At 70.2% G+C, this 26,390-nt stretch carries 25 protein-coding genes; 9 read left to right on the top strand and 16 right to left on the bottom strand.

Annotated elements, in window-relative coordinates:
• Positions 1–18: 18 nt before the first annotated feature.
• From ACOKR1_RS08555 to ACOKR1_RS08545, 3 genes are read left to right on the top strand one after another with little or no spacing between them, the layout of a single operon-like run.
• On the top strand, positions 19–792 hold the full coding sequence (locus ACOKR1_RS08555) for an SDR family NAD(P)-dependent oxidoreductase (RefSeq protein ID WP_422936238.1): 774 nt from the start codon (positions 19–21) through the stop codon (positions 790–792).
• A gap of 45 nt (positions 793–837) precedes the next feature.
• A complete protein-coding gene (locus ACOKR1_RS08550; protein ID WP_422936237.1) occupies positions 838–2,592 on the top strand; it encodes a dihydroxyacetone kinase family protein in 1,755 nt (584 codons plus the stop codon).
• A 17-nt stretch (positions 2,593–2,609) separates the two neighbouring features.
• Positions 2,610–3,077 (top strand): ribose-5-phosphate isomerase, encoded by a 468-nt coding sequence (locus ACOKR1_RS08545; RefSeq protein ID WP_422936236.1) that lies wholly within the window; start codon positions 2,610–2,612, stop codon positions 3,075–3,077.
• A gap of 542 nt (positions 3,078–3,619) precedes the next feature.
• On the opposite strand, the gene ACOKR1_RS08540 is transcribed toward ACOKR1_RS08545, so the two are convergent.
• Both ACOKR1_RS08540 and ACOKR1_RS08535 read right to left on the bottom strand, forming a co-directional pair.
• Entirely contained in the window at positions 3,620–4,255 is a 636-nt protein-coding gene (locus ACOKR1_RS08540; RefSeq protein ID WP_422936235.1) for a hypothetical protein, read from the bottom strand.
• A 978-nt stretch (positions 4,256–5,233) separates the two neighbouring features.
• Positions 5,234–6,082, bottom strand: a complete 849-nt coding sequence (locus ACOKR1_RS08535) for an NAD-dependent epimerase/dehydratase family protein (protein WP_422936234.1) — start codon at positions 6,080–6,082, stop codon at positions 5,234–5,236.
• A 255-nt stretch (positions 6,083–6,337) separates the two neighbouring features.
• Between ACOKR1_RS08535 and ACOKR1_RS08530 the strand changes: the two genes are divergently transcribed.
• Together ACOKR1_RS08530 and ACOKR1_RS08525 are read left to right on the top strand one after the other, a co-directional pair.
• Positions 6,338–6,913, top strand: coding sequence for a MarR family winged helix-turn-helix transcriptional regulator (locus ACOKR1_RS08530; RefSeq protein ID WP_422936233.1), 576 nt, complete (start codon positions 6,338–6,340; stop codon positions 6,911–6,913).
• Between the two features lie 10 nt (positions 6,914–6,923).
• Entirely contained in the window at positions 6,924–8,321 is a 1,398-nt protein-coding gene (locus ACOKR1_RS08525; RefSeq protein ID WP_422936232.1) for a DUF1731 domain-containing protein, read from the top strand.
• A 10-nt stretch (positions 8,322–8,331) separates the two neighbouring features.
• On the opposite strand, the gene ACOKR1_RS08520 is transcribed toward ACOKR1_RS08525, so the two are convergent.
• The 5 genes from ACOKR1_RS08520 to ACOKR1_RS08500 all read right to left on the bottom strand — a co-directional run bounded on the left by ACOKR1_RS08520 (position 8,332) and on the right by ACOKR1_RS08500 (position 13,196).
• On the bottom strand, positions 8,332–8,712 hold the full coding sequence (locus tag ACOKR1_RS08520) for a hypothetical protein (protein WP_422936231.1): 381 nt from the start codon (positions 8,710–8,712) through the stop codon (positions 8,332–8,334).
• Positions 8,713–8,726: 14 nt separating this feature from the next.
• Complete coding sequence (locus ACOKR1_RS08515; RefSeq protein WP_422936230.1) at positions 8,727–9,383, bottom strand: hypothetical protein; 657 nt, start codon at positions 9,381–9,383, stop codon at positions 8,727–8,729.
• A gap of 159 nt (positions 9,384–9,542) precedes the next feature.
• Positions 9,543–10,616 (bottom strand): IS630 family transposase, encoded by a 1,074-nt coding sequence (locus ACOKR1_RS08510; RefSeq protein ID WP_422934367.1) that lies wholly within the window; start codon positions 10,614–10,616, stop codon positions 9,543–9,545.
• A gap of 170 nt (positions 10,617–10,786) precedes the next feature.
• Positions 10,787–12,616 (bottom strand): gamma-glutamyltransferase family protein, encoded by a 1,830-nt coding sequence (locus ACOKR1_RS08505; RefSeq protein WP_422936229.1) that lies wholly within the window; start codon positions 12,614–12,616, stop codon positions 10,787–10,789.
• Between the two features lie 37 nt (positions 12,617–12,653).
• Complete coding sequence (locus ACOKR1_RS08500) at positions 12,654–13,196, bottom strand: acyl-CoA thioesterase (protein WP_422936228.1); 543 nt, start codon at positions 13,194–13,196, stop codon at positions 12,654–12,656.
• A gap of 134 nt (positions 13,197–13,330) precedes the next feature.
• Between ACOKR1_RS08500 and ACOKR1_RS08495 the strand changes: the two genes are divergently transcribed.
• From ACOKR1_RS08495 to ACOKR1_RS08480, 4 genes are read left to right on the top strand one after another with little or no spacing between them, the layout of a single operon-like run.
• Positions 13,331–14,023 (top strand): GntR family transcriptional regulator, encoded by a 693-nt coding sequence (locus ACOKR1_RS08495; protein WP_422936227.1) that lies wholly within the window; start codon positions 13,331–13,333, stop codon positions 14,021–14,023.
• Complete coding sequence (locus ACOKR1_RS08490; RefSeq protein WP_422936226.1) at positions 14,016–15,536, top strand: MmgE/PrpD family protein; 1,521 nt, start codon at positions 14,016–14,018, stop codon at positions 15,534–15,536. Before ACOKR1_RS08495 ends, ACOKR1_RS08490 begins: the two co-directional genes overlap by 8 nt.
• Position 15,537: 1 nt before the next feature.
• Positions 15,538–16,455, top strand: coding sequence for a methylisocitrate lyase (gene prpB / locus ACOKR1_RS08485; RefSeq protein WP_422936225.1), 918 nt, complete (start codon positions 15,538–15,540; stop codon positions 16,453–16,455).
• Positions 16,456–16,489: 34 nt separating this feature from the next.
• Complete coding sequence (locus ACOKR1_RS08480; protein ID WP_422936224.1) at positions 16,490–17,641, top strand: bifunctional 2-methylcitrate synthase/citrate synthase; 1,152 nt, start codon at positions 16,490–16,492, stop codon at positions 17,639–17,641.
• Positions 17,642–17,652: 11 nt separating this feature from the next.
• On the opposite strand, the gene ACOKR1_RS08475 is transcribed toward ACOKR1_RS08480, so the two are convergent.
• From ACOKR1_RS08475 to ACOKR1_RS08435, 9 genes are all read right to left on the bottom strand, one after another.
• A complete protein-coding gene (locus ACOKR1_RS08475) occupies positions 17,653–18,129 on the bottom strand; it encodes an 8-oxo-dGTP diphosphatase (protein ID WP_422936223.1) in 477 nt (158 codons plus the stop codon).
• 36 nt (positions 18,130–18,165) lie between these two features.
• Positions 18,166–19,137, bottom strand: coding sequence for a site-specific tyrosine recombinase XerD (locus ACOKR1_RS08470; protein ID WP_422936222.1), 972 nt, complete (start codon positions 19,135–19,137; stop codon positions 18,166–18,168).
• Entirely contained in the window at positions 19,137–19,787 is a 651-nt protein-coding gene (locus ACOKR1_RS08465) for an NUDIX domain-containing protein (protein WP_422936221.1), read from the bottom strand. The genes ACOKR1_RS08470 and ACOKR1_RS08465 overlap by 1 nt, the downstream gene beginning before the upstream one ends.
• An 8-nt stretch (positions 19,788–19,795) precedes the next feature.
• The gene (locus tag ACOKR1_RS08460; RefSeq protein WP_422936220.1) at positions 19,796–21,556 is read right to left on the bottom strand and encodes a CTP synthase; all 1,761 of its coding nucleotides are present in this window, start codon (positions 21,554–21,556) and stop codon (positions 19,796–19,798) included.
• Complete coding sequence (gene recN, locus ACOKR1_RS08455) at positions 21,553–23,346, bottom strand: DNA repair protein RecN (protein ID WP_422936219.1); 1,794 nt, start codon at positions 23,344–23,346, stop codon at positions 21,553–21,555. The genes ACOKR1_RS08460 and recN overlap by 4 nt, the downstream gene beginning before the upstream one ends.
• A complete protein-coding gene (locus ACOKR1_RS08450; protein WP_422936218.1) occupies positions 23,343–24,368 on the bottom strand; it encodes an NAD kinase in 1,026 nt (341 codons plus the stop codon). Before ACOKR1_RS08450 ends, recN begins: the two co-directional genes overlap by 4 nt.
• Complete coding sequence (locus ACOKR1_RS08445) at positions 24,365–25,192, bottom strand: TlyA family RNA methyltransferase (protein WP_422936217.1); 828 nt, start codon at positions 25,190–25,192, stop codon at positions 24,365–24,367. Before ACOKR1_RS08445 ends, ACOKR1_RS08450 begins: the two co-directional genes overlap by 4 nt.
• Position 25,193: 1 nt before the next feature.
• Positions 25,194–25,343 carry a hypothetical protein gene (locus ACOKR1_RS08440; RefSeq protein ID WP_422936216.1) on the bottom strand — a complete coding sequence of 50 codons (150 nt, stop codon included), beginning with the start codon at positions 25,341–25,343 and terminating at the stop codon, positions 25,194–25,196.
• Between the two features lie 63 nt (positions 25,344–25,406).
• Positions 25,407–26,390 (bottom strand): HAD-IIA family hydrolase, encoded by a 984-nt coding sequence (locus ACOKR1_RS08435; protein ID WP_422936215.1) that lies wholly within the window; start codon positions 26,388–26,390, stop codon positions 25,407–25,409.

Below are 26,390 nucleotides of genomic sequence, written 5' to 3'. Positions count from 1 at the left end.
CAGGCAAGGAAGCACACCATGAGCAGCATCCAGCGCACCGCCGTCCTCACCGGCGCCACCTCCGATCGGGGCATCGGCCTCGCGACCGCCCGCCGCTTCGCCCGCGGGGGCTGGGCCGTCGTCGTCCTCGATCTCGATGGCGAGAAGTCCGCGAAGGTGGCCCAGGAGATCGCCAACGAGTTCAACGTTCCGGCGTTCGGTCACGAGATCGACGTCGCGGACGAGGCCTCGGTCGCGGCCGCGCAGGCCGCCGTCGCGGCCGAGACCGAGGCCGGCCGCCTGCCCCAGATCGGCGCGCTCGCCAACATCGCGGGCATTACGTCCCCCGTCCCGTTCCTCGAGACCGATCTCGCCCTGTGGAACCAGGTCATGGCCGTCAACGCGACCGGCACGTACCTCGTGACCAAGGCGTTCCTCCCGGCCATGATCGACGCCGGGTGGGGCCGGATCGTCAACATGTCCTCCGTCTCGGCCCAGCGCGGCGGCGGCGTGTTCGGGCGCGTCCCGTACTCCTCGGCGAAGGCGGCCATCCTCGGCTTCACGAAGGCGCTCGCCCGCGAGATCGCCCCCACGGGCGTGACCGTCAACGCCATCACGCCGGGTGCCGTGGACACGAACATCCGCGTGGGCAGCACCGACGAGCAGGAGGCCGCGATCGCGCGCGACATTCCCGTGGGCCGCACGGCCTCGACCGAGGAGATCGCGGCCGTCATCACGTGGCTCTCCTCCGAGGACGCCTCCTACCTCACGGGCACCACCGTGGACATCAACGGCGGCAGCCACATCCACTGACGCCGCCGGGAGCCGGTGCAGGCAGACACAGTCGAAGGAGACACCATGACGCACATCGCCAACGATCCCGCAGACTTCGCCGACGAAGCCCTCGACGGCTTCTGCGACGCGCATTCCGACCTCGTCGAGCGAGTCGAGGGCGGCGCCATCCGCCGCTCCCGCCGGGCCGAGCCGAAGGTCGCCGTCCTCCTGGGCGGCGGCTCGGGCCACTATCCCGCGTTCGCGGGGCTCATCGGCGCGGGCTTTGCCGACGGCGCTGTGGTGGGCAACATCTTCACCTCGCCGTCCGCGCAGCAGGCCGTCTCAGTGGCCAGGGCCGCCGAGAACGGCGGCGGAGTCGTCTTCGCGTATGGCAACTACGCGGGCGACGTCATGAACTTCGGCGTCGCCACGGATCGCCTGCGGGCCGAAGGAATCCGTGCCGAGAACGTCCTCGTGACGGACGACATCGCGAGCGCCCCGGCCGCCGAGCGCGAGCGGCGCCGCGGGATCGCCGGCGACTTCACGGTGTTCAAGGTCATGGGCGCCGCGGCCGAGGCGGGCCTGCCCCTCGACGAGGTGGTCCGCGTGGGCCGCAAGGCCAACCGCGCAACGCGCACGTTGGGCACCGCGTTCGCGGGCTGCACGTTCCCGGGTGCCGAGCGGCCGCTGTTCTCGCTCCCCGAAGGCTTCATGGGCCTCGGACTCGGCATTCACGGCGAGCCCGGGCTCAAGGACCTCCCGCTCCCCCGCGCCGAGGACCTGGGCCGAGAGCTCGTCGCCGGGGTCCTCGCGGAGCGCCCCGAGGGCGCGGGCCGCCGCGTCGCGGTGATCCTCAACGGCCTCGGCAGCACGAAGGCCGAGGAGCTGTTCGTCCTGTGGCGCACGGTCGCCCCGCTTCTGCGCGACAGCGGGCTCGTGCTCGTGGCGCCCGAGGTCGGCGAACTCGTGACGAGCCTCGACATGGCCGGCGCCTCCCTGACGCTCACGTGGCTCGACGACGAACTCGAGTCGCTCTGGCTCGCCCCCGCCCAGACCCCGGCGTACCGCCGCGGGGCCATCGGGGCGAGCGAGCCCGCAGCACCGGCCGCCGCCTCCGCGCCGCGCTCGGCCGCCTCGGTCCCGGACAAGAGCGAGGCGCCGCCCGCGAGCGCGGCGTCCCAGGAGTACGCGGCGCAGTGCCTCGCGGCCTTGGCAGCGGCGCAGCGCACGCTGCACGAGCTCGAGCCCGAGCTCGGCGCGCTCGACGCCATCGCGGGCGACGGCGACCACGGCCGCGGCATGGTCCGTGGCGTCGACGCCGCGGTCGCCGCAGCACGTGCTGCGGCCTCCGCCGGGTGTGGCTCCGGTTCGGTGCTCGCGGCGGCCGGCGACGCGTGGGCCGACAAGGCCGGCGGCACGTCCGGCGTGCTGTGGGGCGCGGGCCTCCGCGCATGGGGCGAGCGACTCGGCGACGAGCAGCGTCCCGACGGCGCCGCCCTCGCGGCGGGAGTCTCGGCGTTCGCCGAGCGCATCGTCGCCCTCGGAGGGGCCCAGCCCGGCGACAAGACCCTCGTGGACGCACTGGCGCCGTTCGCCGCGGAGCTGAGCGGCGCCGTCGAACGCGGCCTGCCGCTTGGCGAGGCGTGGACGACGGCGGCGGAGGCTGCGGCACGTGCCGCGCGGTCCACGGCCGAGCTCCGCCCGCGCAAGGGGCGCGCCCGCCCGCTCGCCGAGAAGAGCGTCGGCACCCCCGACCCGGGCGCCGTCTCCCTGGCCGCGGTGTTCGCGGTGCTCGGACCGGAGCTCGACCCCCGGGCCGCCGCGGTGGCGGCCCACTGACCCGAAAGGCAGGAATCATGAGCGGACTGAGGATCGTGCTCGGCTCGGACGAGGCGGGCATCGACTACAAGGACAAGGTCGTCGCTGATCTGCAGGCGGACCCGCGCGTCGCCGAGGTCATCGACATCGGGGTGCACCGCGGCGACGACGACTTCGCCAAGCCGTACCCCTACGTTGGGCTGGCCGCGGGGCAGCTCATCAAGGATGGCCAGGCCGACCGCGCCATCCTGTTCTGCGGCACCGGCCTGGGCGTCGCGATCGCGGCGAACAAGGTCGAGGGCATCCGGGCCGCGACCGCCCACGATTCGTTCTCGGTCGAGCGCTCGGTGCTGTCCAACAACTGCCAGGTGCTCACCATGGGACAGCGAGTGGTGGGCCTCGAGCTCGCGCGGCGGCTCGCGAAGGAGTGGATCGGCTACACGTTCGATCCCGAATCCGCCTCGGCCGCAAAGGTCAAGGTCCTCACGGACTACGAGGGCTGCTAGGGGCAGCCCAGGAATAGACGGCAGCAAGCGCTAGTCGGGCCCCTCCGGGCTGCCGTAGGCGGACACGGCTCGCGGCTGGCCCAACTTCCATCGAGGGAAAACCGCCACTACCGCGCATAAGACGAGAATTGCTGGTGAGGTGCTTGCGTAACCCAAGAGGAGAATAGGCACCGCCACAACGCCGTCACGCACAAGCATCAGCGCCACAGGCCACCCGAGTGCGACCAGACCAACGAGGACCGCTAAAGCGACAACCCTACTTGCAGTTTGCGCGAAGTACCTGGCATAGATGGCCAAATAGATGGCCGACCCCGCAAACAGGCTCGCCTGTGGCTGCCACGGATATCGTGGGAGGTCGACTGCCGCCGGAGCGCCTTGCACCCCGGCCAAAAATCCACCTGCGAGTCCGTCAGTGATCATAGCCGCGTAGCCAAGGACTGCTGCGACTGCGACAGTAGCCAAGCCCGCGAGAATGGCCCGGAGCGTTGCCGCCCGGAGATTCCTGGGCTGCAACGCCGCTGTCAGCGCCCGGGGCCTCAACGTCAGCTCCTCGGAACGGAGGCCGGCGGGGGCACACTGTGGTTGCCGATGAATTCAAAGGCCGGCCCCCCGCAGAGTCTCTGCAAGGCCAGCCGTGACGGGAGGGCCGCCGGGTTTGTAGTGGCCAGAATCTGGGAGTTGGCTTGCCTGGAGATACCTGTGAACGATGCTCCCTGTCGTGTGGTCAAACTGGTTGTATCGACGCCTCGTGGCAGCAGGTACACCATCAGATCACCATTGACCCCACCGGTGCCAGAGCCATGTATGCCGAAGAATGCTCCCGAGCTGTAGAAATCAACCAGCTTGGCGCAATATCCGCCCGTCACGTGCTTTTCCGTGTTGGTCCGGATAAAAACGCAGACTTCCTGCCGGTTGCCCGTGGTGGCCACCACGTACTGGCCCAGCTCGTCAGCGCCTGCGATTCTGGCCGTCGAGACTTCGATGCGCGACTGCGCTGATGCCGGGAGTGCCTTCGCCACCTCTAGGTCGGATTGACTCTGGGGAACGGCGAGGGCCGGCACGAGGTCGTTCGGCGTCATCGGGGTGACCGGCTGGGCGGTCGACGCGGAGGCAGCCCACCCGCCCCCGGCCGCGGCCAAGGCGAGCGAGACAATCCCAATCTTGAGAATCTTGTTCATCAGATCGCCCCGTACATGTCCGCATACGCCACACAAAACGTGTTCGGAGTCCCGTCATTGGACCAGCTGTTCCACCAGTATTGGCTGTCCGTGTACGGGATGGCATCGTGTCCAAATGAAATCCACCCATTGGTCGGGCCCCAAGTGTATTGCCAAACGGAATTCGAGTAGTAGTCATACGTGCCGATATACTCGTTGGCCCAGAATGCCGCACTGTGGCCCTGCCCGACGTACACCTGCCCCCCCCGTATAAGGTCCCTTCTCCGCTTCTCTGGACTTGGTTGGCTGGATGGTAGTCATTGGAGTACCACCAATTTTGCCATGCATTCGCCGGAGCTGCGCTTAGCACGGCAAGTGCACCAAGCACGCCAAAACAAATCGCGGAAATCAGCGTGGAACGCCGCAGATTCTTCATCCTTTATCCCCCTGTTCCCCCAAATCGGAGCGAGCAAGCAGACGCTACCTCTGCCACGGAGACGGGCGCAAGAACGCGCGCAACGACTATGCGAACCGACCGAACACAGCCCGCACGGTGATGACTTTGGTCGATCTTCGATTCACGGATGCATGCCCGGTTCGACACGCTGAGGGGGCGGGGCGACTTTTCAGTCCACCACGGATATCATCGAACACAATTTCGAAACTCGTCGTCAGTATTCAAGAAATTTCCCCTGAGTAGGGGCCACAAAATACGGAGGTTATCGAACACACATTTCGACCCTGCCATCCGTGTTCACGGGACCCAAAGGCAAGGGGCGCAGGTGAGATCCTGCGGCCCCTGCCAGATTCAGAAACACATACGATTCGAGCTATTGACAAAAACAGCTCGCGCCATTAAAGGAAAGCTCTCGGTTAGAGTACGCGGTGGAAAGCGTCGGCAGATTCAGCCGGACCTTTGGGCGTGTGGTCCTCACAGACTACGAGGGCTGCTAGGGGCGAGCACGCGGGGCGCCCGGACTGGCCGAGCGCCCCGCGGAGCTAGGCCTCCTGGCGCCAGCTGTACAGCGGGTCGAAGCCGAGGAGCCGGCGCGCCTTGTCGATGCCGAGCATCGTCTCGTGCTCGCCGAGCTCCTTGGTCACGCGCACGTTCGGGAAGACCTCGGCGGCGAGCGACGCAGAGGAGCGGCTCATGACAGTGTCCGCGTTGGCGATGATGTAGGCCTCGAAGCCCGGCCGCGCGGTCAACAGGGCTTTCTCGATGGCCTGGGCGCCGTCCCGCGCGTCGATGTAGCCCCACAGGTTCCACTTCCGGGCCCGCGGATCGGAGTCGAATTGCGGGAACCGCGCGTAGTCCGCCGGGACCATGACGTTGGAGAAGCGCAGCGCCGAGATGCTCAGGGTTGGGTCCCACCGGCACAGCTGGCGCGCCATGTGCTCTTCGAGGTGCTTCACGAGCGAGTAGGTGCTCTCGGGCCGCGTCTCGTATTCCTCGTCCACCGGAATGTAGGGCGGGTCGATGTCGAACGGCAGGCCAAGCACGGTCTCGCTCGACGCGTACGCGATCCGCTTGATTCCGAGCCGCCGGGCGGCCTGGAACACGCTGTGGGTCGCGAGCATGTTGTTCCGGAACGTCGCGGCGTCGGGTGCGAGCCCGGGCGCGGGGATCGCCGCGAGGTGGACGATCGCATCCGCCCCGCTGTGGCGATCGTCAACGCCCGCGATCGCGTCGATCACCTGCCCGTAGTCGGTGAGGTCGGTCTGGATGAAGCCCCGATCACCGCGCTCCCCCACGCGGTCCAGGTTCCACACCTCGTGGCCCGACGAGCGAAGGTATTCGACAGCGACCCGGCCGAGCTTCCCGCTCCCGCCGGTCAGTGCGATCTTCATGGCACACCCTTCCGGCCGCGTCCTGCGGCCTGTCAGACACTTCGTCCTTCCTGCTTAGCAGAGTCGTGACGCGGCCGGAAGGTCCGACCACAGCACGATGGGGGCCCTGCGAATCCTACTCAGGCGACGGCTGCGTCCGGTGCCCGCAGGCCTCGGGCGCTCTGATTGACACCTCAACCACGAGTTGGCGATTCGGGCCTACACCCATAAGATTGATGCGTCAAGTTCATTGCGCCGACGGTCGGGGGGATACACATGGAGGCTCGAGCGGACACGTCTGCCGTGAGGTCTGCGATCGCCGAGGCACCAGAATCGCGCGTCGCGGAGACCCGCTGGCTCGACGATCGAGAGCGGGAGCTCTGGCTTGCACTCCGGCACCTCCTCTGGGGGCTTCAGCCAGCCATCGACCGTCAGCTCCTTCACGATTCGGGGCTCTCGGGCCCCGAATACTCGGTGCTCGCGACGCTCACCGAGGATCCCGACGGCGTGCTTCGCTCGGGGACGGCCGCGCGCATGCTCGGCTGGGGCCGCAGCCGCCTCTCCCACCTCCTCCGGCGCATGGAGAGCAAGGGTCTGATATCTCGGGCGTGTTCGCCCGACGACGGCCGGGGCCAGGACATCGCGCTGACGCCGGCGGGCCGAAACGCGATTATCGAGGCCGCGCCGGGTCACGTCGAGTTTGTGCGCAGCGTGGTCTTCGACCCGCTCACACCGGAGCAGCAGGGCGCCCTGCTCGAAGCGTGTCACCGGATCTCGGCGGCCATTGAGGCCTCCGGCTCCCTCGAATGCGACGCAGAGGGCGGCCCGTGCGACGCGGAGCCCAGCGCATAGACTGACTCGGGTGACCTGGCAGCGCACCGCATCGCAATGGTTCCGACTCCCCGCTGACCGCCTGTGGGCGGTCCTCGAGCGGCTCGAGCTCTGGCCGCAGTGGAATCCCGCGGTGGGCTCCGCCGCCGTCGTCGGTTCCCTCCGCGAAGGCGCCGCCGGCCACTACTCCCCCTCCCACGCCCTGCTCGGCCCCCTCCACCGCCGCACGGCGCCCGCGTTCCGGGTCGCCGCCGTCGAGCCGGGCCGCCGCATCGCGATCAGCCAGCCGCAGCCCGGCGGCAGCCAGACCATCGAGTGGTCGCTCGAGGAGCGCGGCGAGGGCACGCTCTTCACCCAGCGGGTCTCGCTCACCGGCCCCCTCGCGCAGCAGTTCGGTCTCACGGCGGGGGAGCCGCTCGTGCGCGGCTTCGCGGCCCAGTGCGCGCGCCTCTACCGGCTCGCCGCGCCCACGGAGGGCACGGACGACGGCGGCCCCCGGGGTCCGCTCACAGCGATCGCCGGGGGCTCGGGGTTCCTCGGAACGATCCTCGCGTCCAACCTCGTGTGCGACGGGCACCGTGTCGTGGTGCTCTCGCGAGCCCTGCGCCCTTCGCCGTTCGAGCAGCTTCGGTGGGACGGCCGCGCACGCGGCGCCTGGAGCGAGCGGCTCGGCGCAGAGCCGCGACTCAACGTGGTCAACATGGCCGGCCTGAGCCTCGACATGCCCGGGACGCCGGAGAATCTCGCGAAACTCGAGGCGACGCGCGTCGAGCCGACCCGCGCCCTCGTCGAGGCAAGCGGCACGTGGGAGCGTCCGGCGGAGCATTGGCTCCAGCAGAGCGCGGTCGGCATCTACGGCAATTCGCCCGAGGCATTCGACGAGTCCTCGGCCGTCCCGGACGTGCCAGGGCTCGCCGCCGTCGTCCGCGCTTGGGAGGCAGCGTTCGACGGCGCCGCGGCGCAGCGTCGTGTGGTGCTGCGGACGGGAGTGGTGCTCGCGAGGGAGGCCGCGATCCTCGAGCGGCTCACGACGGTCGCCCGCCTGGGTGGCAGCGGGCCGCTCGGCTCAGGCGAGCAGTGGTTCAGCTGGATCCACGCGACCGACTGGGTCCGCGCCGCGCGCGCCTCACTCGGGCTGGCCCCAGCGCCGGGCGAGGAGCCCGTGGCCCTCCCGAACGGAGTGGTCAACGCGACGTCGCCGTACCCGGTCCAGAACCGCGAGCTCATGGCACACCTGCGCGAGTTCGTCGGGATGCCCGTCGGCATTCCCGCGCCCGCGCCGCTTCTGCGGGTCGCCGCGACCGTCCTGCGCACCAATCCGGACCTCGCGCTCGACAGCGTGCGCGCCCTCCCGGCCGTGCTCCGCGCCGCCGGGTTCGGGTTCGACTACCCGCAGCTCGCGGGCGCGTTCCGCGAGATGCGCGCGTAACTGTCGGCGCTCAGGCCGAGTCGCGCGAGGGAGCTTGATAGAACTTGCCGAATCGGTCGAGGAACAGAAACATGACGACGAACCCGGCGACGGCCAGCAACGGCCCGGCCCAGTAGGCGATCTCGGATCCCCGCAGCAGCAACGCCCCGGCGCCGAAAAGCATCGCGAGAGCGCCAGCTCCAGGAGTCGCCGTCACCAATCGACCCTGGATATGGCGGCCCACCTGACCGTAGTAGATGGCGTGAACGACGATGAACGCGACGAAGGCTACAAGGAAGCTAATCGGCCAAACCAGGCCTGGGGCAGTGGCGATCACACTGAGTGAGAGCGCGAAGGCGCCTGCCAATTCGGCCCAGTATCGTCGAGGAGACTTGCCCTTAAGTCCAACCACAGTGTCCATTGTGCTCAGCAGCTCATGTTGAAGTCGATAACCATGCCGGCTACGAGGAAGAAGGCATAGCACCCGAGCATCGACCACGGTCCAAAGAACCCCATAAGTTCACAAAGCATCGTGCTTTCGGCGAACCACGCGTAAAGCGCCGCCCAGGCTGACGGACACTGCGGAAGGGTGGAGAGATCTGCCGGCTTGATCGCCGTGGTGTGTATACCGCCGCCGAGCACGACCTTGTGGTGAACAAAGGACATCTTTGACACCACCCGACCCGCGGCGTTCTTGGACAGGTCCAACTTGAGCACCCCAGCATCAGTCATCTCGATGAGGCCCTCGAGTGCGTCTGATGGCATCGATGCAGCTACGAACTCCTGCTGGAGATGACCGTCGAAGCGGCTGTCACCAAAGAGGAAGGCATTCAACGCATCGGCATGCTGAAGCATCCTCATTCTCTGCGCGAATCCGGCCGGATCCGACTTTTTCGCGGCGTCCAGCTTGGCCAGCGCGGCCGCACGCTGAGCGTCGGTCGGCTGAGCAATGACGACCCCGTCACCGCGATTTGGCGGGGCCGGCGGGGCCGCAGTTGCCGGCCCCACGAAGGCTGCGACTAATGCAATGGCCGACATCATGGCGATCGCGGTGCTAAGGAAATATCCAACGGTCTTCTTCACGAAAACGCACCCCCGTACGTTCGGGCAGGCTGAAAACACAGCATTGCCACGGACTTCGATTCCGAACGCGGCCACCAGCCAAAACATTCGGGCGACCGATTAGAAGCTAGCCGTGGCGATCTGGACCGATCAATGCGTCTCGTCCGAATTCAGTGGCATCTAGTGTCGCGTTTCTGAAGTGGTCGGACGGTTCGCTTTAGCGAGGATCTGTTCTGGGGTCTTGGTCCAGATGAAGGGGTGGCATCGGTCGTTCCAGCCGGTGATGAACTGCCGGATCTTGGCGTTGAGGTCCTTGACGGATGTGAAGACGCCGCGGCGGATGGCCTGGCGGTCGATGATGCCGAACCAGACCTCGACGAGGTTCAGCCACGACCCGGAGGTCGGGGTGAAGTGGACGCTGAAGCGGGGGTGGGCTTCCAGCCAGGCCTTCACCTCGGGGGTCTTGTGCGTGGCGTAGTTGTCCATCACGAGGTGCAGCTCGCGGCCGGGGTAGGCCCGGTCGACCTGGCGCAGGAACGCGAGGAACTCCTCCCTGCGGTGTCTCGGCTTCACCGCCGCGGTGACCTGGCCGGTGGCGACCTCGAGAGCGGCGAACAGGGTCGTGGTGCCGTGGCGGGTGTAGTCGTGGGTGCGCCGCTCGATCAGGTGCGGCTGCATGGGCAGCATCGGGGCGGTGCGGTCCAAGGCCTGGATCTGCGATTTCTCGTCCACGCACAGCACCACCGCGTCCTCCGGGGGCGCCAGGTAGAGGCCGACCACGTCTGTGACCTTCGCGACGAGCTCGGGGTCCGTGGAGAACTTGAACGTCCCGGACCGCCAGGGCTGGACCCCGTACTCCCGCCACGCCCGGGCAACGGTCGCGTTGCCGATGCCCAGCCTGTCCGCGAGGAGGCGGGAGGACCAGTGCGTCACCCCATACTTCTTCGGAGGCGGCGCCAGGGTCGCCGCGACGATCTGCGCGTGGTCCACCCTGCGCGGCCGGCCGGGCCGCTGCTGGTCCACCAGCCCGTCCAGTCCGGACTCCGCATACCGGTCCCGCCAGCCGATCACGGTCGTCCGGGTCACCCCGACACGCTCGGCGATCGCCGTGTTCGAGATCCCCTCGGCCGCCAGCAGCACGATACGCGCCCTCTGCGCCACGCCCGCGCGCACCGAACTCGAACGGGTCAGGCGGGTCAGCTCTTCGAGGTCCCCCTCCCGGAGGGCCAGCGCACGTGCGGGACGATTGGCCATAGCCAATCCTCCCAAACACGCAAGTGTCTATCTAATAACGACACGCTGCACTAGGGCCAAATTCCGTGGTGTTGGACGTGCATTTCGGTGACGCGGGATGCGTCTCTCCGTGGCCGAGAAACCTCGCCTCCGTGGTCCCCGCCGCACCCAGCGACTGGGGCTGCGCGGCCTCAGCGCCCCACGGCGTAGCCCGATCCCCCGCGCGGGTTCGACCCGGCCCGCAGGAGCCCCGTCGCCGGGTCGCGGGCGACCGCGCACAGCCGGCCGATCTCCCAGTCGCCGGCGACGCCCACGCGGTGGCCTCGCCGCCGCAGCCCCTCGATTGTCTCGGCCTCGAAGCGGCGCTCGAGGAGCGCGACGCCCGGCTGCCGCTCGTGCGGGTAGAAGCTCGAGGGCAGGTGCACCGAGTGGAAGGCGGGCGCCTCGATCGCCTCCTGCAGCCCGGCGCCGCGCAGCGCGACCTCGAGGAAGAAGTGCGGCTGCCACTGGTCCTGCTGGTCGCCGCCGGGCGAACCGAACGCGAGGACGGCTTCTCCCCCGCGCGTCGCGAGCGATGGCGAGAGCGTGGTCCGCGGCCGGCGCCCGGGCGCGAGCGTGTTGGGCAGCCCCTCCTCGAGCCACGCCATCTGGAGGCGCGTGCCGAGCGGGAATCCGAGGTCGGGAATGACCGGCGAGCTTGAGAGCCAGCCCCCGCTCGGCATCGCGGAGACCATGTTGCCCCAGCGGTCGACGACGTCGACGTGCACCGTGTCCGTCCTCGCCCGCCCCTCGGAATCCGGAAGCGAGGACGCCTCCAGCAGGGCCCGGACCGCGTTCGGCTCGCCGAGCCCGCTGACCCCGGCCCCGTCAAACCCGCCGCGGACCTCGAGGTCGGGGAGCCTCGGCACGCGGCCGCCCGGCGAGCCGGGGCGGATCTCGAGCGACGCGGTCTCGCCGATGAGGCGCGCCCTCTCCGCCGCGTAATCGCGCGAGAGAAGCTCCGCCGCCGGCACGCCGGGCGTATCCCCGTACCACGCGTCGCGGTCCGCGAGCGCGAGCTTGGTCGCCTCGAGCACGGCGTGCACGTAGCCCTCAGTCCCCGGCGCGAGGGAGCCCTCGCCGAAGCCGGGCACGGCGTCGAGGATCGCGAGCTGCTGGAGGAACGCGGGTCCCTGGCTCCAGAAGCCGCACTTGTGCACGGTCCAGCCGCGGAACTCGAGCGAGACCGTCGGCTCGTAGTGCGGGCGCCACGCGGCGAGGTCCGCGGCCGTGAGGAGCCCCGCGTGCTCGGTTCCGCTCGAGTCGCGGCGCGGGAGCCGGCAGAACGCGTCGATCGCCTCCGCGACGAAGCCCTCCGTCCATTCGCGGACGACGGCGCCGATCGCCTGCGCGCGGTCGGCGCCCCCGCCGGCGGCTCGGGCCTCGGCGACGACGAGCCGGCGCCAGGTGTGCGCGAGCGCCGGGTTGCGAAGGAGTTCCCCCTCGGCGACGGGACCGCCGCTCGGCGCGTAGAGCTCGGCCGAGGTGGACCAATGGGCCACGAAATGGGCAGCCATGCGCTCGAGCACGGCGGCAAGGCGGCGGCCCACCGGCAGTCCCTCCTCGGCGACGCGGAGGGCAGGGCCGATCACCTCGGCGAACGGGAGCGTGCCGTGGTCGGCGAGCAGGGTGAGCCAGCCGAGCGTCGAGCCCGGGATCGCCGCAGGCAGGAGACCCGTGCCGGGCACGTGGGCGAGCCCGAGTTCGCGGAACGCCGCGACGCTGGCCCGTGCCGGTGCGGGCCCCTGCGCGCACAGGACCTGCGGCGCCGCGCCAGGCTCGGCGAAGAGAAGGGTGAGGTCGCCACCCGGGCCGTTCTGTTGCGGCTCGGCGACCTGGAGCGCGAAGCCGGCGGCAGCAGCGGCGTCGTACGCGTTGCCGCCACGCTCGAGCATCGCCATGCCCGCCTGGGCTCCGATCCAGTGCGTGGCCGAGACCATGCCGAACGTTCCCGTGAGCTCTGGGCGCGTGGTGAACTCCATCACCCCACGCTATCGTTCGGCCCAGCGAGCCTCGCGGCTACCAGAGGTGCGGCGCGGGGCGCCGCGTGCTCGGGAGCGCGTTCTCCTCCCGCCATCGGTGCAGGAACTCGGGGAGCTCGAGGTCCGCCGGCGGCATGCCGACCTCGGCGAAGATCTCCTCGTTGCTCACGGGACCTGTCGCCGAGACGAGCCGCGTCGCGATGTAGGCGCGCGCGTAGACCTCCCCGCGCGACACCATGCGCTGCTCGAAATAGATCGCGCGGTCGTCGACGCCGATGATCCGGCTCTCGATCGTGTACCGCTGCCACAGCGTGAGCGACTTCCGGAACGTGATCGTCTCGAGGTTGACGACCGGCGCCCATCCCTTGGCCCGCATCCTGCGCCACGCGCCGGCTCGGACCATGAGGTCGAAGCGCCCGAGGTCCATGAGCGAGAAGTACATGCCGTTGTTGACGTGCATCGCGATGTCGATGTCGGTCGGGAACACGCGCAGTGGGAGCGAGGAGGTACCCCACAGGCTCAGCGGCGGCCGACGCCCCGACGTGACGAGCAGGAGGAGCGTGCGCAGGAGCAGATGCATGCCCTCATGTTACTCGCGAGTAACCATGGTGTCGCCCCTCCTTCAATGTATACACAGTGCCAGTTCAACCCGAACGGAAGGGCTTGCGATCCCTTCCAGAGCGTGTCAGTGTATACATTGTCGAAGGGAGGGGCATGAAGGCCAGCGATCGCGCGTACGCCATGCTCCGCGAGGACATCGTTGAATGGCGGCTCGTTCCGGGGACCGTGCTCGGCGAGGTCGAGCAGGCGGAGCGCCTCGGGGTGTCCCGCACGCCGCTGCGCGAGGCCCTCGCACGCCTCACCGGCGAGGGGCTCGCCACGGCACAGCGCGGGCGCGGGGTCGTGGTGAGCGAACTCTCGCTCGATCACCTCGGCGAGCTCTTCGAGCTCCGGGAAGCGCTCGAATGCAAGGCCGCTGCACTCGCCGCCCAGCGCGGCGACCGCGAGCGCTTCGTGGCCCTCCGAGACCGCCTTCTCGCGGCGCCCGCCCTCCTCACCGACGACGATCCCCAGCGAAGCGAGTACTACGCCCTGTCCGCCGAGCTCGACACCGCGATCGACGGCGCGATCGCCAACTCCTATCTCTCCCAAGCGCTCGAGGGCCTTCGTGTCCACCTCGCCCGAGTGCGCCGCCTTGCGAAGGACGACGCCGCGCGCCTCCGCCAGGCCGCCGTCGAGCACGCGTCCATCGCCGCGGCGATCGCCGAGGGCGACGCGCCCCTCGCGGCCGCCGCGACCGCGGTCCACCTGAACAACAGCATGAACCACATCAAGTCTTTCCACACCCCACCCGTGTCTTTGCACACCCCACCCACCCGCCCGCAGGAAGAGGCCATCCATGGTTGAGCTGCATCACGTCCGCGTCTACAAGAGCGAGGAGAAGCTGCCCCGCGTGGATCAGCTCGCGCACAAGATCGCTCGGGTCGCCGCGGACCCGGTGGAGGTCACTCCGGAGGTAACGGAGATGGTGATCAACCGGATCATCGACAACGCCTCGGTGGCGATCGCCTCGCTCAATCGCGGCCCGATCGTCGCGGCCCGTGCGCAGGCGCTGGCCCACGCGCCGTCGTCCGGTGGGCGCGGGGCGCTCGTGTACGGGATCCAGGACCGCGTCTCCCCCGAGTGGGCCGCATGGGCCAACGGCGTCGCCGTGCGCGAGCTCGACTACCACGACACGTTCCTTGCGGCCGAGTACTCCCACCCCGGTGACAACATCCCCCCGATCCTCGCCGTGGCCCAGCACGTGGGCTCGACGGGCCGCGACGTGGTGCGGGGCATCGCGACCGGGTACGAGGTTCAGGTGGACCTCGTGAAGGCGATTTCCCTCCACGCGCACAAGATCGACCACGTGGCCCACCTCGGCCCGTCCGCGGCGGCCGGGATCGGGACGCTGCTCGGTCTGGACGTCGAGACGATCTTCCAGGCCGTGGGCCAGGCGCTGCATACGACGACGGCGACGCGCCAGTCGCGCAAGGGCGAGATCTCCACGTGGAAGGCCCATGCCCCCGCTTTCGCGGGCAAGATGGCCGTCGAGGCCGTGGACCGTGCCATGCGCGGGCAGACCTCCCCTGTGCCGATCTACGAGGGCGAGGACGGGGTCATCGCGTGGCTGCTCGACGGGCCGGACGCCTCGTACGAGGTCCCGTTGCCCGCGCCCGGCGAGGCGAAGCGGGCGATCCTGGACACGTACACGAAGGAGCACTCGGCCGAATACCAGGCCCAGGCCTGGATCGACCTGGCCCGCAAGCTGCATCGCGAGCACCCCGAGGTCACGGAGCCGGCCAACGTCGAGAGCATCCTCATCCGCACGAGCCACCACACCCACTACGTGATCGGCTCGGGCGCGAACGACCCGCAGAAGTACGACCCCACCGCCTCGCGCGAGACCCTGGACCACTCGATCCCGTACATCTTCGCCGTGGCCCTCCAGGACGGCACGTGGCACCACGTCGACTCGTACGCCCCCGAGCGCGCGGCCCGGCCGGACACGGTCGAACTGTGGCACAAGGTCACGACCGAAGAGGACCCGGAGTGGACCCGCCGCTACCACTCCCTGGACATCGCCGAGAAGGCGTTCGGAGGGTCGGTGGTCATCACGATGGCCGGCGGCACCGTGATCGGGGACGAGATCGCGGTCGCGGACGCCCACCCGCTCGGCGCCCGCCCGTTCGGCCGCGAGCAGTACATCGCGAAGTTCCGCGCCCTCGCCTCCGAGGCGGTCGCCCCCGAGGAGATCGAGCGGTTCCTCGACGCTGTCCAGCGCCTCCCCGAGCTCCGCGCCGGCGAGCTCGATGCGCTCAACATCCTGGCCAAGGACGGGGTCATCGACCTCGCGTCAGCACCGAAGGGACTCTTCTGACATGTTGTACTCGAAGACCACCCCCGAGCAGAAGCGGATCCGCCTCCGCGAGCTGCTCGCCTCGGGAGAGGTCCAGCAGTTCCCGGGCGCGTTCAACCCGCTCTCGGCCCGGCTCATCGAGGAGAAGGGCTTCCCGGGGGTCTACATCTCCGGCGCAGTCCTCGCCAACGACCTCGGCCTGCCCGACATCGGCCTCACGACGCTCACCGAGGTCGCGACCCGGGCCGGGCAGATCGCGCGCATGACCGAGCTCCCCGCGATCGTGGATGCGGACACGGGCTTCGGCGAGCCCATGAACGTGGCCCGCACCGTCCAGGAGCTCGAGAACGCAGGGCTCGCGGGCTGCCACATCGAGGACCAGGTCAACCCCAAGCGGTGCGGCCACCTCGACGGCAAGGCCGTCGTGGACCTCGACACCGCACTGAAGCGCATCCGCGCCGCCGCCGAGGCGCGGCGCGATCCGAACTTCCTCATCATGGCCCGCACCGACGCCCGTTCGACGGGCGAGGGAACAGACGGCCTCGACGCCGCCGTCGACCGCGCCAAGGCACTCGTCGACGCCGGCGCGGACGCGATCTTCCCCGAGGCGATGGCGAGCCTCGAGGAGTTCCGAGCGATCCGGAACGCGGTGAGCGTCCCGGTCCTGGCGAACATGACCGAGTTCGGCAAGAGCCGCCTCTTCACGGTCGAGGAGCTCGCGAGCGTGGGGATCAACCTCGTGATCTACCCGGTGACCCTGTTGAGGATTGCCATGGGCGCTGCAGAACGTACGCTGGAAGCAATCGCTGCGCACGGCACCCAGGAGGACCAGGTCGAGAAGATGCTCACTCGCTCCCGCCTCTACGAGCTGGTTGACTACGAGGCGTACAACCGCTTCGACGCCGGCGTCTTCAATTTTCAGGTTCCCGGCCGATACTGAGGCCGACAGTAGGCCACCAACGAAGGAGCCCACTATGACGCAGCAATCCAACACGGACGAGATCAAGAAGGGTCTCGCCGGCGTGGTGGTGGACTACACCGCCATCTCCAAGGTCAATCCCGACACCAACTCCCTGCTCTACCGCGGCTACCCCGTCCAGGAGCTCGCGGCACGCTGCAGCATGGAGGAGGTCGCCTACCTGCTCTGGAACGGCGAACTGCCCACCCGCGAACAGCTCGCGGACTTCGAGCAGCAGGAGCGCGCGGGCCGCTCGCTCGATCCGCTCATCAAGGCGATCGTCGACGAGCTCCCCCTGGGCTCGCACCCCATGGACGTGTGCCGGACTGCCACGTCGGTGCTCGGCGCGCGGGACTCGCTCGCCGCGGACTCGTCGCGCGGGGCGAACAACGCGAAGGCGGTCGCCTTGTTCTCGGCGATGCCCGCCGTCGTCGCCTATGACCAGCGGCGCCGCCGGGGCGAGCAGCCCATCGAGCCGCGCTCCGATCTCGGCTACGCCGCGAACTTCCTGTGGATGACGTTCGGCGTCGAGGCCGCGCCGGAGGTTGTCCGGGCGTTCGAGGTCTCGATGATCCTGTACGCCGAGCACTCCTTCAACGCCTCGACCTTCACGGCCCGCGTCGTGACCTCGACGCTCTCCGACCTCCACTCCGCAGTGACCGCGGCGATCGGCGCGCTCAAGGGCCCGCTGCACGGCGGCGCGAACGAGGCCGTCATGGAGACGTTCGAGGAGATCGGGATCGACCCGAACGAATCCCACGAGGACGCGAAACGCCGGGCCAAGGACTGGATGGACACCGCCCTGTCCCAGAAGAAGAAGATCATGGGCTTCGGGCACCGCGTCTACAAGCACGGCGACTCGCGCGTCCCGACCATGAAGGCCGCCCTCGACGAGCTCATCACCTACTACGGCCGCCCCGAGATCCTCGGCCTGTACGACGGGCTCGAGCAGTCGATGGACGAGGCCAAGGGCATCAAGCCGAACCTCGACTACCCCACGGGCCCGGCATACCACCTCATGGGCTTCGACATCCCCACGTTCACGCCACTGTTCGTGGCGAGCCGGATCGTGGGCTGGACCGCGCACATCATGGAGCAGCTCGAGAACAACTCCCTGATCCGCCCGCTCAGCGCATACAACGGGCCGGACGAGCGGCACCTGGACTGAACAGTCGCAATTTAGCCGAGGACAGCGAAGCGGGCCACCGTCTCGTTGTCCTCGGCCATTTCCACGAGGAAGTCGGCCACGGTCCCCGAGAGGACGATCGGTAGCCAGTGGTCGGCGTCCTGCCACATGTCCGCGAGCGGGAGCGCGTCGACGCGGTACCACGCGGGCGCGATCTCCTCGGTCTCGCACACCTCGCCCGACCAGGCCGTGCACGTGAACATGACGCACTCCATGTCCCACTCGGGGCGGGCGGGGAAGCGGAAGTCCACAGTGCCGCCCGGGCGGACCGCCGCTGGGTCGAGCACCACGCAGGCCTCTTCGTGCAGCTCGCGCACGGCGGCCTCGGCCGAGGTCTCCCCCGGCTCGACGTGCCCGCCGAGGCCCACGACCTTGCCGCGCCCGAAGCCCCGCTTCTTGCGCCCCAGCAGCACCTCGCGGCCGCCGACGCCGTCGCGGAGGAGGAAGCACAGCGCTACGGGGGCACCCACTAGGATTGTGCCCCGGAAAATGCAGCGACGCCCACGCTAGCCCAGCGCCCTGGGATGGGCCGCGGCGTAGACCTCGCGCAGCGTATCGGCGGTGACGAGCGTGTAGACCTGCGTCGTGGTCACGGACGCGTGCCCGAGGAGCTCCTGGACCACGCGGACGTCGGCGCCGCCCTCGAGGAGGTGGGTCGCGAAGGAGTGCCGGAGGGTGTGCGGCGAGACGTCGCGGCCGATCTGCGCGCGCTCGGCGGCGTCCTTGAGGATGGTCCACGCGCTCTGCCGGCTCAGCCGGCCGCCACGCGCGTTGAGGAAGAGGGCCGGCGTGCCGGCCCCCTTCGTCGCGAGCAGCGGACGGGCGCGGACGAGGTAATCGTCCACGGCGCGCGCCCCGTACGAGCCGAGCGGGACGAGCCTCGCCTTGGAGCCCTTGCCGAACAACCGCACCACGGACGGGCCGCCGTCGTCCTCGCCGCTGAGCCGCACGTCGTCGACGTCGAGCCCCACGGCCTCGCTGATGCGCGCGCCGGTCGAGTACAGGAATTCGAGAAGGGCCCGGTCGCGGAGGCCCGTAGGGCTGTCCGCGGACGCGGCGTCGAGGATGCGCGCCACGTCGTCGACCGGGATCGCCTTGGGGAGCCGCTGGCCGGGCAGCGGCGGGTGGACGTCTGAGGCTGGGTCGCCGAGCGTCGTGCCCTCGAGCGCCCAGAAGCGATGCAGCCCGCGGACGGCGACTACCGAGCGGGCCGCCGAGCGCACGCCAAGGGGCGTGCCGCCGTCGGCCCCGTCGCGGAGCGCCTCGGCGAAGCGCGCCACGTGCTGACGCGTCACGCCGCCGGGCGTGCCGATCCCGGCCGCCGCGAGGTAGTCCGTGTAGCGGCGCAAGTCGCGGCGATAGGCCGCGAGGGTGTTGACGGCGAGGCCACGCTCGACCGCGAGGTGCCGCAGATAGTCGCCCACCGCGGCGTCAACGGCCGACGGCGGCCGCAACGGTTCGGGGGCCTCGCCCACCATCAGCGCTGGGCCGGGTGGGCGGGCCAGGGCGCGTCGCCCGGACGGAGCCGCTCGAAGCCCGATCGCTGTGCCGCCGCCGCGGCGAGGACGCCGACAACCGCGCTCGGGTTGTGCAGGCGGCCGTCGAGCACCGCGGCCACCGCCTCGTCGAGGTCGACCCACGCGAACTCGATCTCCGCTTCCTCGGCCGTCCGCTCGTGCCGCTCGGCGTGGGGAATCTCGGCGAGACCGCGCGCGAGGAAGATGCGGATGGCCTCGCTCGACGAGCCCGGCGAATTGAAGAAGTCGACGAGGACGTGCCATTCGGACGCCGTGAGATCGGCCTCCTCCGCGAGCTCGCGCGCCGCGGCGTCGAGGTTCGATTCGCCGTCGACATCGAGGAGTCCGGCGGGGATCTCCCACAGGTCCATCCCGACCGGGTGGCGGTATTGGCGCAACAGGAGGACCCTGCCGTCCGGATCCATGGGCAGGATCGCGACGGCGCCCGGATGGTCGATGAAGTCGCGGCGGAGCGGCTCGGAACCGGGCGCGAGCTCGAACGTGTCGGAGCGGACGTCCCAGATCCTGCCGCGGTAGACGGGCTCCGACGCGAGCACGCGCCGCGGGCTGAGCGAATCCTCGAGGTGCGGCCGCGGCGCGTGCGTCGTCACGGGCGCGCCTACTCGGCCGGCTGGGCCGCGGCGGCCTTGGCGGTCTTCTTCGGCTCCGGCTTCGCCGTCGCGGCTGCCGGCCCGCCCGACTTGCGCTCAAGCGCGGCCCGAACCAGGCCGACGAAGAGCGGGTGCGGGCGCGTGGGGCGCGAGCCGAGCTCGGGGTGCGCCTGGGTCGCGACGTAGTACGGGTGGACGTCCTGCGGGAGCTCGACGAACTCGACGAGCTTGCCGTCCGGCGACGTGCCCGAGAACACGAGACCCGCCTCCGAGAGCTGGCCGCGGTACGCGTTGTTGACCTCGTACCGGTGGCGGTGGCGCTCGGAAACCTTCGTGACCCCGTACGTGTGGGCGACCACTGAGCCTTCGTCGAGGACCGCGTCGTAGAGGCCCAGGCGCATCGTGCCGCCCATGTCCCCCTTGCCCTCGACGATCTCGAGCTGCTCAGCCATGGTCGCGATGACCGGGTACTTCGAATTCGGCTCGAACTCGCTCGATGAGGCGCCCTCGAGGCCCACGACGTTGCGCGCGTACTCGATGACCATGCACTGGAGTCCGAGGCACAGGCCGAGAGTCGGGAGCTGGCGTTCGCGCGAGTGCGTGAGTGCGCCGAGCTTGCCCTCGAGGCCGCGGATCCCGAAGCCGCCCGGAACCACGATCGCGTCAACACCGGCAAGGGCCTTCTCGGCGCCCGCGGGCGTCTGGCACTCGTCGGAGGCGACCCAACGGATGTTGACCTTCGTGTCGTTCGCGAAGCCACCCGCGCGGAGCGCCTCGGTCACGGACAGGTAGGCGTCGGGGAGGTCGATGTACTTGCCGACGAGGGCAATGTCGACCTCGTGCGCCGGCTCGTGGACGGCCTTGAGGAGGCGGTCCCACTTCGTCCAGTCGACGTCCTTGAACGGCAGGTCGAGCGCCCGCACGATGTACGAGTCGAGGCCCTGCGAGTGGATGACCTTGGGGATGTCGTAGATGCTCGGCGCGTCCGGGCAGTTGACCACGGCGTCCGTGTCGACGTCGCACATGCGCCCGATCTTGTCCCGCATCGCGTCCGGGATCTGGCGGTCCGAGCGGACCACGATCGCCTCGGGCTGGATGCCGATCGAGCGGAGCGCGGCCACGGAGTGCTGCGTCGGCTTGGTCTTGAGCTCCTGCGACGGGCCGATGTACGGGACGAGCGAGACGTGGAGGAAGAACACGTTGCCGCGGCCGATGTCCTGGCGGACCTGGCGGGCCGCCTCGAGGAACGGCTGGGACTCAATGTCGCCGACCGTGCCGCCGATCTCCGTGATGATGACGTCCGGCGCGTCCGGGCCGTCAGCGGGGAGGCGCATCCGGCGCTTGATCTCGTCCGTGATGTGCGGGATGACCTGGACCGTGTCGCCGAGGTACTCGCCGCGGCGTTCCTTGGCGATGACCGTCGAGTAGATCTGGCCGGTCGTCACGTTGGCGGATCCGTCGAGAGGCTCGTCGAGGAACCGCTCGTAATGCCCGATGTCGAGGTCCGTCTCAGCGCCGTCCTCGGTCACGAAGACCTCGCCATGCTGGAACGGATTCATCGTTCCGGGGTCAACGTTGAGATAGGGATCGAGCTTCTGCATCGTCACCGAAAGCCCGCGCCCGCGGAGGAGATGTCCGAGGCTCGACGCCGTCAGACCCTTCCCGAGCGAAGAGGCCACGCCTCCGGTCACGAAAATCTGCTTGGTCGTCTTGTCGGCGTCTGAAAACCGGGAATGAGAGCGATGCACCACGGAATTCGAGCTTATCATCTCTTGGCCGTCCGGTCCCGAGTTCCCGCGCGCGCCGTTTTGCGTGGCGGCCCCTCCCGGTCCGCGCGGGCGTCGTCCAGGAGCTCCTGGGCGTGCGCCCGCGCCGAGGCCGAATCCTCCTGGCCGGCGAGCATGCGCGCGAGTTCGACCACGCGCTCCTCTTGGGCGAGGAGCGAGACGTCGCTCGACGTGAAGCCCGCGACGCCGTCGGCGCCGCGCTCCCCCGACGCAACTGAGTTCTTCGTCACACGGATGTGCCGGTCCGCGAACGCCGCAACCTGCGGCAGGTGGGTCACGACGAGCACCTGGACATGCCGCGCGAGCATTGCGAGGCGCCGCCCGATCTCGACGGCGGCACGCCCGCCCACGCCCGCGTCGACCTCGTCGAACACGAACGTCGGAACGGGGTCGACGGCGGCGAGCACCACCTCGATCGCGAGCATGACGCGCGAGAGCTCGCCGCCCGAGGCACCCTTGCCCAGCGGCCGAGCCGGCGCGCCGGCGTGGGGCTGGAGCATGATCGCGACCTCGTCCGCCCCGAGGGGCCCGAGGTCCGGAGTCTCCTCGACCGTGACCTGGAGCGTAGCGTCCGGCATCGCGAGCGCGGTCAGCTCGGCACTCACTCGCTCGGCGAGGAGGGCCGCGGCGTCGCGGCGTCGGACCGTGAGCTCGGCCGCGAGCCCGCGGAGCTTCTCCTCGTCCCGCGCCACCTGGTCGGTCAGGACGTCGATGCGGCCGCCATCGTCCTGGAGCTCGTACAGGCGCTTCTGGCCCGTCTCGGCCCACGCGATGACCGCATCGACGCTCGGCGCATATTTCCGCACGAGATTGCCGAGCGCCGCGCGGCGCTCCTCGACCTCCGCGAGGCGCTGCGGCCCTTCCGCGTCGAGCGACGCGCTGTAGCTCGCGAGCTCGCGCGCGATGTCCGCGAGGACGTATCCGACCTCGGTGAGCCGCTCGCCCGAGGCGGCGAGGGCGGCGTCGTGCTCGGCCACGTGCTCGAGCGCGCGCTTGGCAGCGTCGACGAGCGTCGTCGCGTCGCCCGCCTCGCCGAAGTCCTCCGAGACGAGCGCCTCGTGCGCCTGCTGAGCCGCGAGCCGCAGCCCCTCGAGATTGGAAAGCCGCACCGACTCGGCCTTGAGGGCCTCGTCCTCGCCCGGCTGCGGGTCGACGGCGGCGATCTCCTCGAGCGCCGCCTCGAGGGACTCGGCCTCGCGGAGGCGCTCCCGCGAAGCCGAGGTCAGCTCGGTGAGCTCGCGCTGGGCCGCGTTCCACCCCGCGTACAGGGCCGCGTATTCGCCGAGCCGGGCCGCGAATTCCTCGCCCGCGAAGCGGTCGAGGGCCTCGCGCTGCGCCGCGGCGCTCTTGAGTCGGAGCTGCTCCGACTGCCCGTGGATGACTACGAGCTGCCCGCCCACCTCGGCGAGGGCGCCGACGGGGGCACTGCGCCCGCCGAGGTGCGCGCGACTTCGCCCGTCCGCGCCCACGGTGCGGGCGAGGAGCAGCTCGGCGGCGCCGTCGTGCTCCTCGACGTCGGCCCCCGCTTCGAGGGCGCGTTCGACGGCGGCGTGCCCCGGCTCGAGCCGCATGCTCGCCTCGGCGAGGGCGGACTTCGCGCCCACGCGCACTGCTCCCGCGTCGGAGCGTCCGCCGAGGAGGAGTCCGAGCGCGGTGACGACCATGGTCTTGCCCGCGCCAGTCTCGCCCGTGACGACGCTGAGCCCGGGTCCGAGGGGAAGCGTCGCGTCTGCGATGACGCCGAGGTCGCGGATGCGCAGTTCCTCGATCACTCGTCGGCTTCCTTTCCTGCCTCGGCTCTCGACTCGGCCGGCTGGAGCGGTCCGAGGCTGCGGCCGGTCCAAGGCTGCGGGGGAAGCTCCGGCACGGCGATCGCGCCGTTCGTGCCCAGCGGCGCGGGCCCGCGCCAGCCGTGGATGGGCAGCTCGAACTTCCGGACCAGGCGGGCGGAGAAGGGCGTCGCGCTGATCCGTGCGAGGCGCACGGGCCGGTCGGAGCGGGTCACTTCGACCCGGGCGCCGGGCGGGAGGTCGACGCTGCGGCGGCCGTCGCACCACAGGACGCCCTGCGCCTCGGTGCGGTTGAGGATCTCGACGGCGAGACGGGAATGCGGCGAGACGACGAGCGGGCGCGCGAACAGCGCGTGGGCGCTGATGGGCGCGATGAGCAGCGCCTCCACCTCGGGCCACACGACCGGGCCGCCCGCGGAGAACGCGTAGGCCGTGCTGCCCGTCGGCGTCGCGAGCACCACGCCGTCGCAGCCGAACGAGGTGAGCGGCTTGCCGTCGACCTCGGTCACGACCTCGATCATGCGCTCGCGGCTCGCCTTCTCGATCGCGGCCTCGTTGAGCGCCCAGCTGTGGGCGATCTTGTGCCCCTGGACCCACACCGTCACATCGATCGTCATGCGCTCCTCGACCGAATAGCTCCTGCTCGCGATCCACTGCACCGTCTGGGCGAGGTCCGCCCGTTCGCTCTCGGCAAGGAAGCCCACGTGGCCGAGGTTGACGCCGAGGAGCGGGACGTCCACCCCGCGGACGAGCTCGGCAGCCCGCAGGATCGTGCCGTCGCCGCCGAGGACCATGACGAGTTCGACGTCGCGCAGCTCGACGTCCGTGCCGAGGAGCTCGGTCGGGTGGTCGAGCCCGCCGAAGTGGACGTCGAGATCTCGCTGCTGTTGGGCGGACATGACGGGCACGAGCCCGGATCCGTGGAGCTGTGCGCACGCCTCGCGTGCCGCGATCACCGATTCCTCGCGCCCCGTGTGCGCGAGGACGAGCACGCGTCGGCTCATCCTGGCCTCTCCCCTCGTCCCGTCGCCGCGGGCCAAACAGTCTCGAGCAGCTCGTCGACCGAGGCTGCGTCTGCGGCCTCTTCCCCGGTTCCGGTCCTCGTCAACCACAGGAAGTATTCCACGTTGCCGTCCTGCCCCGGCAGCGGGCTCTCCGCGAGGCCGCGGAGGCCCAGGCCCGCCTCGATCGCGGCCTCGGCCACGCCCGCCACTGCGCGCCGCCGTTCGGCCACAGAACCCACGACGCCGGTCCTCGCCAGACGCTCCCGGCCCACCTCGAACTGCGGCTTGACCATGAGCAGGAGATCGCCGCAGGGCGCCGTGCACGCGGCGAGCGGCCCCACGACGAGCGTGAGCGAGATGAAGGAAAGATCGGCGACCGTGAGCTGGGCGGGGCCGCCGATCGTCGCGGGCTCGAGGTCGCGGACGTTGAGGCCCTCATAGACATCGACGCGCGAATCGAGCCGAAGCCGCTCGACGAGCTGCCCGTGCCCCACGTCGACGGCGACGACGCGCACCGCGCCGCGCTCGAGGAGAACGTCGGTGAAGCCGCCAGTCGACGCACCGGCGTCGAGGCAGCGGAGGCCTCGGGGATCCACGGCAGGAAAACGCTCGAGCGCGCCCGCGAGCTTGTGGCCCGCGCGGCTCGCGTAGCGGTCATGCTCCGACGCCTCGACGTCGATGGGGTCTCCCGCCGCGACGGCTTGGGACGGCTTCGCGGCGAGGCGCCCTCCGACCGCCACATGGCCGTCGGCGATGAGCTTGGCCGCGTGCGTTCGCGACCGTGCGAGGCCGCGGCTCACGAGTTCGAGATCGAGCCTCGGCACTCTAGCCCTCCGGCTCCTCATCGAGGGCGGCCGCGAGGGCGTCATGGAACCGTTCGAACGCGTCGGCGCGCTGGGCACCCTGGAGGGATTGAGCCTCGTCGAGCACGCCCAGGGCACGGTCCACGGCGGGGGACGCAGGTTTCTGGCTCATGCTGTCCAGCTTATCGAGGCACGGCGCCTATCGCGGCACGGCGCCTATCGCGGCACGGCGTGGTCAGGCCCGCCAGACGAGCTCCGGCACAGTGGGCTCGTCCGCGTCGGGGCGCGCGGTCCACCAGGCTGCACAGGCTGCGCGCCACGCGTCGAGGTCGTCCGGGCTCCCGCTCACACGCAGGACGTCCCCGTCGACCCGCGCCGTGAAGCGCCCGGCCCGCCACGCGCCGTCGTCCGCTTTGGGCTCGGGGTACGGGACGTAGAACTCGGCAAGGGTGCCGAGGATGTAACCGGGACGCTCTGCCGAGCGCGCGGCGAGAATCGTCTCGGGCGTGTCGACGCCCGTCAGGACCGCTGCGGTCGCGAAGCCCGCGCGATTGCCGCCGAGGATATCCGTGTCGAGCCGGTCCCCCACGACGACGGGGCGCTGGGCACCGAGGCGCTCCGCGGCGGCGACGAAGAGGGGCGCCTCGGGCTTGCCTGCGACGAGCGGCTCCCGCCCGGTCGCGGCACGGACCGCGCTGACCAGGGTGCCGTTGCCGGGCGCGATGCCGCGCGCCTGCGGGAGCGAGAGGTCGGTGTTGGTAGCGACCCACAGCGCGCCCGCGGCAACCGCGTACGAGGCCTCCGCAAGGTCCCGCCAACCGAGGTCCGGGCTGAAGCCCTGGATCACGGCGGCCGGACGCTCGTCCGCCGACTTCACGGGGACCAGGCCCCGAAGCTCGACCTCGTGCGCCAGCGCGCGGCTGCCCGTCACGAGGACGGCGGCCCCGGCCGGCACCCTGCTCGCGAGGAGGGCGGCTCCCGCCTGGGCCGAGCTCACGACGTCGCCGTCCTCGGCCGGCGCGCCAAGCTCGCGGAGGTGGGCTGCCACCTCCGCGGGCGAGCGCGAAGCGTTGTTCGTCACGTAGCCGAGGCGCACTCCGCGGGGCGCGAGGCCCCGCAGTGCCTCGGGCGCGCCAGGAATCGCGTGGGGTCCCGCGTAGACGACGCCGTCAAGGTCTGCGAGGACGGCGTCGAACGCGTCGATGAACGCGGCCGTCAC

Origin of the sequence: Sinomonas sp. P47F7 (genome assembly GCF_049332655.1) — a bacterium.
In the GTDB taxonomy this organism is placed as follows: domain Bacteria; phylum Actinomycetota; class Actinomycetes; order Actinomycetales; family Micrococcaceae; genus Sinomonas.
Note: the sequence above shows the minus strand (reverse complement) of the source record. Positions and strands in the feature narration are given on the sequence as shown.

What these genes read in the sequence shown, in the direction of transcription:
- ACOKR1_RS08555 (WP_422936238.1), top strand. Translation starts at nt 19, where the DNA reads ATGAGCAGCATCCAGCGCACCGCCGTCCTCACCGGCGCCACCTCCGAT.
- ACOKR1_RS08550 (WP_422936237.1), top strand. Translation starts at nt 838, where the DNA reads ATGACGCACATCGCCAACGATCCCGCAGACTTCGCCGACGAAGCCCTC.
- ACOKR1_RS08545 (WP_422936236.1), top strand. Translation starts at nt 2,610, where the DNA reads ATGAGCGGACTGAGGATCGTGCTCGGCTCGGACGAGGCGGGCATCGAC.
- ACOKR1_RS08540 (WP_422936235.1), bottom strand. Translation starts at nt 4,255, where the DNA reads ATGAACAAGATTCTCAAGATTGGGATTGTCTCGCTCGCCTTGGCCGCG.
- ACOKR1_RS08535 (WP_422936234.1), bottom strand. Translation starts at nt 6,082, where the DNA reads ATGAAGATCGCACTGACCGGCGGGAGCGGGAAGCTCGGCCGGGTCGCT.
- ACOKR1_RS08530 (WP_422936233.1), top strand. Translation starts at nt 6,338, where the DNA reads ATGGAGGCTCGAGCGGACACGTCTGCCGTGAGGTCTGCGATCGCCGAG.
- ACOKR1_RS08510 (WP_422934367.1), bottom strand. Translation starts at nt 10,616, where the DNA reads ATGGCCAATCGTCCCGCACGTGCGCTGGCCCTCCGGGAGGGGGACCTC.
- ACOKR1_RS08505 (WP_422936229.1), bottom strand. Translation starts at nt 12,616, where the DNA reads ATGGAGTTCACCACGCGCCCAGAGCTCACGGGAACGTTCGGCATGGTC.
- ACOKR1_RS08500 (WP_422936228.1), bottom strand. Translation starts at nt 13,196, where the DNA reads ATGCATCTGCTCCTGCGCACGCTCCTCCTGCTCGTCACGTCGGGGCGT.
- ACOKR1_RS08495 (WP_422936227.1), top strand. Translation starts at nt 13,331, where the DNA reads ATGAAGGCCAGCGATCGCGCGTACGCCATGCTCCGCGAGGACATCGTT.
- ACOKR1_RS08490 (WP_422936226.1), top strand. Translation starts at nt 14,016, where the DNA reads ATGGTTGAGCTGCATCACGTCCGCGTCTACAAGAGCGAGGAGAAGCTG.
- prpB (WP_422936225.1), top strand. Translation starts at nt 15,538, where the DNA reads ATGTTGTACTCGAAGACCACCCCCGAGCAGAAGCGGATCCGCCTCCGC.
- ACOKR1_RS08480 (WP_422936224.1), top strand. Translation starts at nt 16,490, where the DNA reads ATGACGCAGCAATCCAACACGGACGAGATCAAGAAGGGTCTCGCCGGC.
- ACOKR1_RS08470 (WP_422936222.1), bottom strand. Translation starts at nt 19,137, where the DNA reads ATGGTGGGCGAGGCCCCCGAACCGTTGCGGCCGCCGTCGGCCGTTGAC.
- ACOKR1_RS08460 (WP_422936220.1), bottom strand. Translation starts at nt 21,556, where the DNA reads ATGATAAGCTCGAATTCCGTGGTGCATCGCTCTCATTCCCGGTTTTCA.
- ACOKR1_RS08450 (WP_422936218.1), bottom strand. Translation starts at nt 24,368, where the DNA reads ATGAGCCGACGCGTGCTCGTCCTCGCGCACACGGGGCGCGAGGAATCG.
- ACOKR1_RS08440 (WP_422936216.1), bottom strand. Translation starts at nt 25,343, where the DNA reads ATGAGCCAGAAACCTGCGTCCCCCGCCGTGGACCGTGCCCTGGGCGTG.